Origin of the sequence: Streptomyces torulosus (genome assembly GCF_001419765.1) — a bacterium.
In the GTDB taxonomy this organism is placed as follows: domain Bacteria; phylum Actinomycetota; class Actinomycetes; order Streptomycetales; family Streptomycetaceae; genus Streptomyces; species Streptomyces torulosus.
This window is the reverse complement of record NZ_LIRK01000091.1, coordinates 25,343-36,907: the sequence shown is the minus strand read 5'-3', so window position 1 is coordinate 36,907 and position 11,565 is coordinate 25,343. Positions and strand designations below refer to the sequence as shown.

Annotated in this window: 8 protein-coding genes and 2 pseudogenes; 6 read left to right on the top strand and 4 right to left on the bottom strand. The window is 71.6% G+C overall.

Annotated features, from left to right (window positions below; all coding sequences use genetic code 11):
* Window positions 1-1,147 (top strand): annotated as a pseudogene (locus AOK23_RS07560) (serine/threonine protein kinase); the annotation flags it as partial.
* A gap of 167 nt (window positions 1,148-1,314) precedes the next feature.
* Here AOK23_RS07560 and AOK23_RS44615 read toward each other — a convergent pair.
* Window positions 1,315-1,653, bottom strand: a pseudogene (locus tag AOK23_RS44615) (winged helix-turn-helix transcriptional regulator); the annotation flags it as partial.
* 3 nt (window positions 1,654-1,656) lie between these two features.
* Between AOK23_RS44615 and AOK23_RS07555 the strand changes: the two are divergent.
* The 3 genes from AOK23_RS07555 to AOK23_RS07545 all read left to right on the top strand — a co-directional run bounded on the left by AOK23_RS07555 (window position 1,657) and on the right by AOK23_RS07545 (window position 4,692).
* The gene (locus tag AOK23_RS07555) at window positions 1,657-2,613 is read left to right on the top strand and encodes a GlxA family transcriptional regulator (RefSeq protein ID WP_055711974.1); all 957 of its coding nucleotides are present in this window, start codon (window positions 1,657-1,659) and stop codon (window positions 2,611-2,613) included.
* A 223-nt stretch (window positions 2,614-2,836) separates the two neighbouring features.
* On the top strand, window positions 2,837-3,835 hold the full coding sequence (gene gap, locus AOK23_RS07550; protein ID WP_055711973.1) for a type I glyceraldehyde-3-phosphate dehydrogenase: 999 nt from the start codon (window positions 2,837-2,839) through the stop codon (window positions 3,833-3,835).
* Between the two features lie 140 nt (window positions 3,836-3,975).
* On the top strand, window positions 3,976-4,692 hold the full coding sequence (locus AOK23_RS07545) for a bleomycin resistance protein (protein ID WP_055711972.1): 717 nt from the start codon (window positions 3,976-3,978) through the stop codon (window positions 4,690-4,692).
* A 37-nt stretch (window positions 4,693-4,729) separates the two neighbouring features.
* Here the strand turns inward: AOK23_RS07545 and AOK23_RS07540 are convergent, their stop codons facing one another.
* Window positions 4,730-5,422: a GAF and ANTAR domain-containing protein gene (locus AOK23_RS07540; protein ID WP_055711971.1), complete on the bottom strand. Its 693-nt coding sequence runs from the start codon at window positions 5,420-5,422 to the stop codon at window positions 4,730-4,732.
* 368 nt (window positions 5,423-5,790) lie between these two features.
* Between AOK23_RS07540 and AOK23_RS07535 the strand changes: the two genes are divergently transcribed.
* Window positions 5,791-7,848: an alpha-L-fucosidase gene (locus AOK23_RS07535; protein WP_055711970.1), complete on the top strand. Its 2,058-nt coding sequence runs from the start codon at window positions 5,791-5,793 to the stop codon at window positions 7,846-7,848.
* A gap of 1 nt (window position 7,849) precedes the next feature.
* On the opposite strand, the gene AOK23_RS07530 is transcribed toward AOK23_RS07535, so the two are convergent.
* Window positions 7,850-8,863 carry an ArsR/SmtB family transcription factor gene (locus AOK23_RS07530; protein WP_055711969.1) on the bottom strand — a complete coding sequence of 338 codons (1,014 nt, stop codon included), beginning with the start codon at window positions 8,861-8,863 and terminating at the stop codon, window positions 7,850-7,852.
* A gap of 651 nt (window positions 8,864-9,514) precedes the next feature.
* Here AOK23_RS07530 and AOK23_RS07525 point away from each other — a divergent pair.
* On the top strand, window positions 9,515-9,895 hold the full coding sequence (locus AOK23_RS07525) for a hypothetical protein (protein ID WP_055711968.1): 381 nt from the start codon (window positions 9,515-9,517) through the stop codon (window positions 9,893-9,895).
* Window positions 9,896-9,974: 79 nt separating this feature from the next.
* Here the strand turns inward: AOK23_RS07525 and AOK23_RS07520 are convergent, their stop codons facing one another.
* On the bottom strand, window positions 9,975-11,390 hold the full coding sequence (locus AOK23_RS07520) for a M1 family metallopeptidase (protein WP_055711967.1): 1,416 nt from the start codon (window positions 11,388-11,390) through the stop codon (window positions 9,975-9,977).
* Between the last annotated feature and the right edge of the window lie 175 nt (window positions 11,391-11,565).

Here is an 11,565-nt window from a genome sequence, read left to right as displayed (position 1 = left end):
CGGCCCGCTGACCGGCGTACTGACCGCGCTGCTCGTCAAGGACCCGCTCGCGCCGCCCGGCGCGGGGGAGGTGGACCGCATGCTCGCCGTCGCGGCGGGACAGGCCGCGCCCCCGGCGACCGGCGGCACACCGGCCGACGCCGCCCCCGCCTTCGGCCCGGCCCCGGGCTTCGGCCCGCCCCCGTCGTTCGGTCCGCCGCCGCCCGCGGACCCGTCCGCCACGTCGTACCGGCTCCCGCCGCCGCCCGGAACGGGACCCTCTGGAACGGGCACCTCCGGGACGGGGCCCCTGGGAACGGGTCACTCCGGACCGGTGGGATTCCCCACCTCCGGGGCGCGGGGAGCGGGGTCGCCGACCGCCGGGGGCGCCTCGCCGTGGCGCCCGACGGGCCAGGGCGGGCCCGCCGTTCCCGACCTCGGCGTCGTGCCCCAGCCCGCCACCAAGGTGACGGGGGGCGGCAGCCCTCCACGGCGACGCCCCGTGCTGGCCGTCGTGACGTCCGTCGCCGCGACGGCACTCACGGGCGTCCTGGTGTGGACGCTGCTGCCCGACTCCGGTGACGACGTGAAGGAGCCCAGGGCGTCGGCGACCTCCCCCACCGCGGACAGGGGGGCAGGTGCCACGGCGTCGGCGGACGCCACCAAGGACGACGAGAAGTCCGACGCCGCGGACGACGGCACCTCGAAGAAGACCGGCGACCTCCTCACCGAGGAGGGCCTGCGGTCCACCGCCGCCAAGTTCAGGGCGGTCATGGGCGGTTCGAAGGTCACCCGGTACGTCGTCTACCCCGAGTACGCGCTGGCCGAGGCGCCCGTGAAGGGCAAGGAGAAGCTGTACGACAGCTTCAGCTACCGGGGTGGCGACGTCGCGGTCAAGGACGGCCCCGGCGGCACGATCACCAGCGGGGACGGCCCCGCCGACCTGGACGACTTCGCGTGGGACGCCGTACCCGGGCTGTTCCGCAAGGCCGACAAGACCCTCGGCGTCGACAACCCCACGTCCCGCTACCTCGTCATCAGCCCGCCCGGCGTCTTCGACGACGAGCCGACCATGAGCGTCTACCTCGCCAACGACTACGGCGGCGGCTACCTCAAGGCGAACACCAAGGGACAGATCATCTCGACGTACCCGATGGAAGCCGGCTGACCCATCCGAGTCCGCCCGCCCCCGACAGCGGGCGGGCGCGGCCTCGGGAAGTTCGAACATCGGCTTTCGGCGCCGCAACTTCCTCGCCCCCGCAGCAGGAGCACGTCAGAACTCCGTGACCTGGAGACTCTCGCCGGGGCCGCGCGTACGGTGCCCCCTTGTGCCCCGGTGCATTCGGCTTCCTGTGCAGCCATGACCTCATCGCCATGCTCGACGGCCCATGCTCCGACAGCGTCGATGGGTGCGAGCAAAGTCCGCCCCAGGGCGGTGAGTCGGTACTCAACGCGTGGTGGCGCTCCGGGGTGTGCCTCCCGGTCCACCAGTCCGTTGGACTGCAAGCGCCGCAGTGTCTCGGTGAGGACCTTGGAGCTGATCCCGCCGATCCGCTCGCGTAATTCGACCGGACGTCTGGGGCCGTCGCGCAGTGCCCAGATCACGACGGCGTTCCAGGCGTTGGACAGGGCGGCCAGCTGGGTCCACCGGCGGCGCGCCCCACGTAACCTCATCCCGTGTCAGCCTCCCGCCTGCATCGCGTCGCCGTCCTCGTGCTCGAGGGCGCGAAGCCGCTCGACGTCGGAATCCCCGCGCAGGTCTTCACGACGCGCGCGAGCATGCCGTACGAGGTGCGGGTGTGCGGGGCGACACCCGGCCTCGTGACCGGTGGCGACGGCCTCGCGTACCACGTCGACCACGGCCTCGACGCCCTGGCGTGGGCCGACATCGTCTTCGTCCCCGGCTACCGGTTCCCGGACCGCGAGGACCCGCCGCGGGCCGTCGTGGACGCACTGATCGCCGCCCACGCGAGGGGCGCGCGGCTCGCCGCCATCTCGACCGGCGCCTTCGCACTCGCCGCCACGGGCCTGCTCGACGGCAAGCGCGCCACGACGCACTGGCACTACACACGGGCGCTCATGGCCCGGCACCCGCTCGTCCAGGTCGACGAGAACGTGCTGTTCGTCGACGAGGGCAGCGTGCTCACCTCGGCGGGCGCCGCCTCCGGCATCGACCTGTGCCTGCACATCCTGCGCGGCGACCTCGGAGTGGCCGCGTCCAACCACGCGGCCCGGAGGCTGGTCGCGGCCCCCTACCGCAGTGGCGGCCAGGCCCAGTACGTGCCGCGCAGCGTCCCCGAGCCGCTCGGCGAACGCTTCGCCGCCACCCGCGAATGGGCGCTGCACCGGCTCGGCGATCCCCTCACCCTCGACCTGCTGGCCCGCCAGGCGGGGGTCTCGCCACGCACGTTCTCCCGACGCTTCGTCGAGGAGACCGGCTACACGCCGATGCAGTGGGTGATGCGCGCCCGTATCGACCTGGCCCGCGAACTGCTCGAACGCTCGGAGCGCAGCGTCGAACAGATCGCCGCCGACGTCGGGCTCGGCACCGGCGCCAACCTGCGTCTGCACTTCCAGCGCATCCTCGGCACCACACCGAGCGAATATCGGCGCACGTTCACGCGGGGCGAGTGAGCCGCCTGGGGCGCGCAGACCGCCGCCGGGGGTGAGTGACCTGCCCGCCGGGGGCCGCCCCTCGCCCAGAGCCCGCCTCCCACCTGGGACGACTGACCTGCCCAGGGGGACGCTCCCCGCCCGGAACCCGCCTGGCGGGATCCTTTTGAACCATGGCGATACCGCCACTGTCAGTGGCCCTGCCGGCAGGCGAGCCTGGTGGCGAAGGGAAGGGACCTCACTCATGACTCGCATCGCCATCAACGGTTTCGGCCGCATCGGACGCAACGTGCTGCGCGCACTGCTGGAGCGCGACAGCGCCCTCGAGGTCGTCGCCGTCAACGACCTGACCGAGCCCGCCACTCTCGCCCGGCTGCTCGCGTACGACAGCACGGCCGGCCGGCTCGGGCGGCCGGTGACCGTCGACGGCAACGTCCTCGTCGTCGACGGCCGCCGGATCACGGTGCTGGCCGAGCGCGAGCCGGCGCAGCTCCCGTGGGCCGAACTCGGCGTCGACATCGTCCTGGAGGCCACCGGCCGCTTCACTTCGGCGAAGGCCGCCCGCGCCCACCTCGACGCGGGCGCGAGGAAGGTGCTCGTCAGCGCCCCGTCGGACGGCGCGGACGTCACCCTCGCGTTCGGGGTCAACACCGACGCCTACGACCCGGACGTGCACACGATCGTCTCGAACGCGTCCTGCACCACCAACGCGCTCGCCCCGCTGGCCGCGGTCCTCGACCAACTCGCCGGTATCGAGCACGGGTTCATGACGACGGTGCACGCCTACACGCAGGAGCAGAACCTCCAGGACGGTCCGCATCGCGACGCCCGTCGCGCCCGCGCCGCCGGCGTCAACATCGTGCCGACCACGACCGGCGCCGCCAAGGCGATCGGTCTGGTGCTGCCGAACCTCGACGGCAAGCTGTCGGGCGACTCGATCCGCGTACCGGTGCCGGTCGGCTCGATCGTCGAACTCAACACGACCGTCGCCCGCGACGTGACGCGCGACGACGTGCTCGCGGCGTACCGCGCCGCGGCGGAGGGGCCGCTCGCCGGCATCCTCGAGTACTCGGAGGACCCGCTCGTGTCGTCCGACATCACGGGCAACCCCGCGTCGTCGATCTTCGACTCGGCCCTCACCCGCGTCGACGGCCGCCACATCAAGGTCGTCGCCTGGTACGACAACGAGTGGGGCTTCTCGAACCGTGTGATCGACACGCTCGACCTCCTCGCCGCCCGCTGAACGGCTGCTGAACGCTGCTGAGTGGCCGCTGACCGACCGCTGACGCCGCCGGGGTGATGCCCCCGGCGGCGTCAGCCGACCGACGGGCTTGTTCCCTCTTCACCGCCCTCACTCTAGTCAAGTTTGACTAGAGTGAGGGCGTGACCGAGACGACGATTCCGATACTCCCGTGCCGCACCCTTCAGCCCGTCCTCGACTTCTACACCGCCCTCGGGTTCGACGTGACGTTCCGGCAGGCGAGCCCCAACCCCTACGCCGTGGTCGAACGCGGCGGCATCCAGCTGCAGTTCTTCGGGATGAAGCACTACGACCCGACCCGATCGTTCAGCACCTGCTACGTCCGCACCGATGACGTCGACGGGCTGCACCGCGCCTTTCGGGCCGGACTCAAGGCCGCGTACGGAAGGGTCCCGAGTCGCGGACTGCCGCGCATCGGGGCGCTGCGGGACGCCTCGCACGGCATGCGGCAGTTCCTCATGACCGATCCGGGCGGCAACTGTGTCCGCGTCGGCCAGCCGATCAGCGAGGACCGGCACCACCGGCCCGCGCCCGAGGAGACCTTCGCCCGGGCCCTGCACTACGCGTCGCTGTTCGCGGACTCCCGGGAGGACCCGGCGGCGGCCGCCAAGGTGCTCGACCAGGCCCTCGGCCGTACCGACGAACGGCCCACCCCTGTGCAACTGCTGCGCCTGCTGGTGCTGCGCGCCGATGCCGCCAGACGCCTCGGTGACGAGGAGAGGGCGGTCTCCGCGCTCTCCGAGGCCGTGGCGGTCCACCTCACCGCTGGGGAACGGGACGCGGCCCACGACGACCTCGCGCGTCTGGAGGAGTTGCTGGACGACCAGGACATGCGCTGAACGCGGTGGCCGGCCCGCCCGAGCCCGGCCGGGCCGGTCACTTCTGGTCGGTGTGCTCGTCGCGCACCCGCTGGGCGACGTCCCGCAGCTTGATGTTGTGGTGCTGGGAGATACGGCGAAGCACGTTGAACGCCTCGTCCTGGCTCAACCGGTGGCGCTCCATGAGCATCCCCATGGCCTCGCCGATGGCGTGCCGCGTCTCCAGGGCGTGTTCGAGCTGGTCGATGGTGCGGGCGTCGGCCAGGGCGACCGCGGCGTGGGAGGCCAGCAGCCACCCGGCGGTCTCGATGTCCTGGCCGAACGCGCCGGGCCGGCGGGAGTACAGGTTGAGGGCGCCGAAATCCTCGTCGCTGGTGTAGAGCAGCACACCGGTCATGCTGCCGACGCCCAGCTCGCGGGCGTGGGTCGCGAACCGCTCCCAGGCGGGCTCGGGCCGGGTCAGGTCCGCCATCCGGTACAGACGCTCGCCGTCCTTCCGTCGGGCGAGGTCGAAACACGGCCCCTCGCCCAGCTCGCCCTGCAGCCGGTCGCACTCCTGCACCATGTCCCCGCAGGCGGCCAGGGTCACGGCCCGGCCCTTGCGCACGGCGAGGATCCCTGCCGCGTCACAGCCGTCTATCAGCTTCACCGCCGACGCCGCGATCTCGTCCAGCGTCGCCTGGACCGACTCCTGGGCCAGCAGATTCCGCGCGAGCAGAGCCATCTGCTCCGCGTACTCCCGCCACTCCATACCCACCACCCGCCTCGCCGTCGGTGCCGTCACAGTACCCCCGGCCGCACCGAGCACCGCCGAGCGGCTCGGCTCCCGCCCCGCCGGTTCCTGTCGGCAGCCGCTCCACCTTCCCGGCGATAGGTCCTACGTATAGTCCGCCCCTCGGAGGGGGAGCGGCCTCTGGGCTCATGTCTCCCTACGGACTACCACGCGTTTCCAGGGAGCTTGGTTCAATTGTCGTCCGAGCTATAGACGTGACCCTGCCCGGTCTCCTATAAATCCATCCGATGTCTTCGTGGGAGGGCACGGAGTGTGGCCGCCATGTCGTGCCGCTGCTCCGCTCCCCTCGCTCTGCCATTCCTCCCCCTGACACATGGAGCCGCGCCATGTCCTCCACCCCCCTCAGCAGACGCTCTCTGATGAAGGCCGCCGCGCTCGCCGGGGGAGTGGCGGCCTTCGGGCTGCCGCAGGCCCTGTGGCCCGCCACCGCCGAGGCGTACACCGTCCCCTCGAAGATGGACTGGTGGTACCAGGCCCGGTTCGGGATGTTCATCCACTTCGGGTCCTACTCCCAGCTCGGCCAGGGCGAGTGGGCGTTCACCACCCAGCAGTGGACCAAGGCGAACTACCAGACCCAGGTCACCCAGAACTTCAACCCGTCGCAGTTCAACGCCGCCACCATCGCCGAACTGGCCAAGAACGCCGGCATGAAGTACCTCGTGATCACCGCCAAGCACCACGAGGGCTTCGCGATGTGGAACTCCGACGTGGCGGGCTTCACCGACACCACCGGCACCAAGCTGTACAACATCCGCGACTACAACGGCATCCAGTCCGACCCGCTCATGAGCCTCAAGACCGAGTGCGAGAGCCGCGGGATCAAGTTCTGCCTCTATTACTCGATCCTCGACTGGAACCACCCTTCCCAGACCGACCGCCACGACAACGGCCTCACGACCATGTCGTCGCAGACCGCCCGCACCGCGTACATCGCCGACCTGAAGGCGCAGCTCCAGGAACTGCTGGACCGCTACGACCCGGCGCTGTTGTGGTTCGACGGCGACTGGTTCGGCGAGCCCTCCAGCCCCACCCTGGAGAACTGGTGGCTGCAGTCCGACGGCGTCGACCTCTACAACTGGCTGATCGCCCGCAAGCCCGGCCTGATCGTCAACGAACGCGTCAAGCGGGACCACCGTCTCGGCGACTACTCGGTCGCGGAGTTCGGCATACCGGCCGAGCCGATGGGCCGGCCGTGGGAGCGGTGCGCCACCATGAACGGCGCCTGGGGGTACAACGCGGGGAGTGAGAACTCCTACCGTCCCGTGAAGGACATCGTCCAGGAACTCGTCACGGTCGTCTCCCGCGACGGCAACCTCCTGCTGAACATCGGTCCCAAGGGCGACGGTTCGGTCACCGCCGGATCGCAGACCGTCCTGAACGGCCTCGCCTCATGGATGTCGACGTACAGCGACAGCATCCACGGCACGAGCGGCAGCCCGTTCCTCACCGAACCGGCCTGGGGGAAGGTCACCAAGAAGAACGGCAAGCTGTTCGCCCATGTCTTCACCTGGCCCACCAACGGCCAGCTGAGGATCCCGAGGATCGACAACACGATCAGCCGCGTCTATCTGCTGAACAACCCCTCGGCCTCGCTGTCGTACACGGTCACAGACCAGATCAACGTCACCGTGCCGGCCGGCGCGCCGAACGCCAACGTCTCCGTGGTGTGCGTCGAGGTCCAGGGCATGCCCACGGCGGCCTCACCGACGGTGTTCCAGAACGTCGACTACCAGGGAAGCCGGGCCGTGCTCGCCCTGGGCAGCTACACCTCCGCCCAGCTGTCCGCCGCCGGTCTGGGGCCCGCCATGGCCTCCTCCCTCCTGGTGCCCGACGGCTACCAGGTGACCGGCTACTCCGGCGACAACTTCTCCGGCACCGCCTGGACGTTCACCTCGAACGCCGCCGATCTCCGGAACTCCGGCAACAACGACGCCATCGCCTCCCTGAAGGTGACGTTCAACCCGGCCAGGTACTTCCGCCTGGGGAACGTCACGAGCGGCCTGGTGCTGGACAGCGGCGGCAGTTCCACCAGCGGCTCGAACCTGAAGCAGTGGGAGCCCATCGACCATGCCAACGTCCAGTGGCAGGCGATCGAACTGGGGAACGGCTACTACAGGCTCGTCAACCGTGCCAACGGCATGGTCGCCGACGGCTGGGGCGCCACCGGCAACGGTGACCCGGTCCGGCAGAAGGCGTGGGAGGGCGGCACCACCCAGCAGTGGCAGATCACCCACCGCGGTCAGGGGCAGTACTCGATCGCCAACCGCAGCACGGGAATGGTCCTCGACGGTGGCGGCATGGTCGCGGCGGGAGCCCCGGCCAAGCAGTGGACGTGGCTGCAGCACAACAACCTGCTCTGGACGTTCCGGCCGGTCACCACCTGACTCAGGACGCCGTCGCGTGCGGCGGGAGTTCGCCGCGGAGCAGCGCCGTGCCCAGCGGGGTGAGCGTGTGGACGACCTGGGAGCCGGTGCGTCGGCTGTGCACGAGGCTGACCTCGCGCAGGGCCGTGATGTGCTCGCTCGCCGAGGGCGCGGAGATACCGAGGTACTGGGCGACCTCCCCGGTGGTCGCGGTGGTGTCCAGGGCGGCCAGCACACGGGCGCGGGTCCGGCCGAGCAGAGTGGCCAGGGCTTCCGGGCGCCGCTCGCGGGTGGCGGGCGGCGCCCATGCCGGGGGATGGGTGACGGGGTAGGCCAGGACCTGCGGCAAGGAGGGGTCGGCCAGGGCGATGGGGGTCCTCCAGCAGAAGTGGGAGGGGATGAGCCGCAGACCGCGCCCACCGAGGTGGAGGTCCCGGTCCTCCGGGTAGCGCACGTGCAGGACGGGCGGCCGCCAGTCCATCAGCGGGCGGAAGGAGTCCAGCAGCCCCTCCACACCGCGATCGCGCAGGACGCGTGTCCGCAGCGCCCGGTCGGCCTCCGTGGTCCCGGCCGCCCCGGTCCAGTCCGGCATGATGATCGTGCGGTGCACCAGACGGAACGCCGTCGCGACCTCCTCCACCCGGTGCGCCTCGCCCCCGGCGAGACGGTGTGCCCAGCGCGGCAGCGGGTGCGTCCGCGCCAGCCGGTCCATCTCCTGCCGCAACTGCGGCTTGGGCGTGGCCCGCAGGGCCTCCAGCGCGGCGTCCAGGCCGTCGGCCGACGCGCCGGGGGTCAGGAAGTCGGGCCAGTAGCCCGCCGAGGCGGGGGCCAGGGCGGACAGCATCCGCACCGGCCCCACCAGACGTCTGTCGGCCAGGCGGGCGCGGGCATCGCGCCGCCAAGGGGCGAAGACCGGCAGTCCGCGTCGTGGCGCGGTCAGCTGGTGCAGACCCAGCAGGGTCTCCCAGACAGGGTCGGGCTCCCGCGCCAGATGGACGCGGGCCAGGTCCCTGTCGGTGAAGTGGATGCGCAGCACCTTGTTTCCCCGGTGTGATGGTCGGCGCCGGGACACACGAGAAGTCAGGTGTGTCCTCGAGGAGGTGGGCTGCCCGGCCCCGTGCGAAAGGGAGACCGCGGGCAGCGGTGACACGCCCGCAGGGCGGGCGCGGCGACGGGCCGTGGTGGCGGACCTCCGGGAGCGGGTGCTCCGCGTGGTGTGGTCCGGTGGCGGTCGGCCCGGGCGCGGCCGTCACTCGGGCGGGCGGTCGTTCCCGATTCCGTCCGCCCGGCAGTCCTCGCCCCGGTCCGGCACACGGTTCACGCCGGAGAGCAGGCGTGTCTTCATCCCGTCGTCCCCCTCGATCAACTGCTGCGACCGCCCGCGCGTCCGGTGGTCAGCCCGGTCGGCACGGCGGTCCCCCCAGGGTCGTACAGCGGCACCCCGTTTGTCAGGAGACCAGCGGTGAGGAAAATGCGCATGATCGGTGCAGCGGCGCCCCCCGGTCGCAGGCGGCGCCTACCTCCGGGTTTCGGTCCTGGCCGAAAGGGGGCGCGCAAGGGACCTGCGGGTCGGCAGGCTTCGGTGCGGGACCGGACCGAAGCGAGAGGGCACACCCGGCAGGGGACCGGGGGCCACCCAGCGGTCGGCCCCGCTGAGACATGCCCTGACAGGGAAAGGAACGTTCGTATGAGGTTTCGTTGGCTTGTCGCCACCGCCGGCCTGGCCGCGGCGATCGGCACGACCGTCGTGGCGCCGTCCGCGTCCGCCGCGTCCAACTGCTGGCGACACGAGGACGGCAACCGGTACTGGTGCCAGAACGTCTCCGGCGCCCCGGTGTACGGATCGATCGGCAACAGCCGCCTGTACCCCGACCCCAACCAGGTCGTCGGCACGATGTTCTCCAACCCGAGCTGGTTCTACTGCAAGCTGGACGACCAGGCGTGGGTGGGCGGGCCGCACCCGACGCGCTGGCTCAGGACCGTCGCCGACAACGGCGCGTACGGCTGGATGAAGGACACCGCCATCTACAGCGAGACGGACCCGGTGCGCGACTGCTACCCCTCGTGACACCAGGCTGCCGCGCCGCAGGGGCCCATCCCGGTCCGGCGCGGCAGCCGGCCACGGCCGCCGCGCCGGACCGGTGGTGTCAGCGGATGCGGTGCTGCTTCCAGAAGGGCCCGAGATCCTTGCCGGTGACCGAGCGGGCGGCCTTCTTGAACGCGGCGGTCGTGGAGACCCCGAACCAGTGGTCCCGCGCATAGCCCTTGAGGAGCCGTGCCATGGCCGGGGCACCGATGGCGCGCTCCAGGTCCGCGAGCGCGCAGGAGCCGGCCGAGTAGACGAGATGGTACTGATCCCGGCGCTCGGCCCACCGGGCCATCGAGTCGGTGAGCGCGGTGCGCTCGTCCGGCCACTCGATGTCGGACCAGCATCCGCGGGTGTCCCAGCCGTAGAAGCGCGCGTTGGCGTACTGCGCGAAGCTCTCGTCGAGCCAGGGCGCGCTGTACTCGTCGTTGCCGACGATGCCGTACCACCACTGGTGCGCCACCTCGTGGACGACGGCGCTGCCCTCCTTCTCGGTGCCGAGGAGGACGAGGCCGGGATACTCCATTCCGCCGCCGAACTCCTTGGTCATCACGAGGTCGATCTCGCCGTACGGATAGCGGCCGAACTCCTCGCTGAACCGGTCGACGGCGCGGACGCCTTCCTCACGGGTCAGGCGGACCCCCGCGGCGGGCGTGTTCGGAGCCCAGTACGACTTCACGCGCACGCCACCGGCGGACGTCTCGGTCGCCGTCCGGAACGGGCCGGACGCCCACGCGAAGTCCCGTACCCGGTGCGCGACGCTGTGGGTGACGGTGCGTCCGGGGTCCCCGGCCCTGGTCCAAGTCCGGCCGGTCGCGGGGACCTTGAGGGCCGACGGGTGGTCGAGGCGGACCTGGAAGTCACCGGCCAGGCTGTAGTAGCTCTCGCCGATCGGCACATGGGGGTCGAGGTGCCACCCCTTCGCGTCGTGCACGGCGAGGACGGGCAGGGCGTTGCCCAGGAAGCGGAACGCGCCCTCACGGCCGAAGCGGGCGTTGCGCCCCGGCACCGTGAGGGACACGTCGAAGGCGATGCTCGCCCGCTTCCCGCGTGTCAGCGGCTTCGGCAGAGTGATGCGCAGTGCCGTGCAGTTCACGGTGAGCCGGCCCGGAGTGCCGCCGCGCACCTTGGTCACTGCGACACGCGACGGTCTGCCCGGCTTGCCGCACCCGTCCGCGCCGTTGCCCCACAGCCGCACGTACACCTCACGCAGCGGCCGTTCGGCGGCGTTGCGGAACGACACCCGCTGCCGGCCCTTCCAGTGGGAGCCGTCGGCGTCGCCGCGCAGGGTCACGTCGTAGCGCGGGCGATCGGGGGTCGCCGCCACCGGGCGCCCGGCCTCGCCCCCGGGCTCCGCGACGGCTTCGGGCTCCGCGACGGCTCCGGCCGCCGTGGCACCGGCCGTCACGGACAGGAGGAGAAGAACAACCAGCAGACGGCGCAAGGCCGTTGAGGGCGATGGTGAGAGAGACGACATGCGAGCCGATCGTGCCACATCGCACGGACGGAACGCCCCCGGCCCCCGGAAGCGAGGGGGCCCGCTCCGCTTCGGCGGGCGTCACCCCTGAAGCGGCTGCCCCCTGCCGCGCGGCGGGCAGGCCGCGGCGGAGCGCGCGCCTCGATCGGTGGCTTCGGCGCGTGACCGGGGCCGG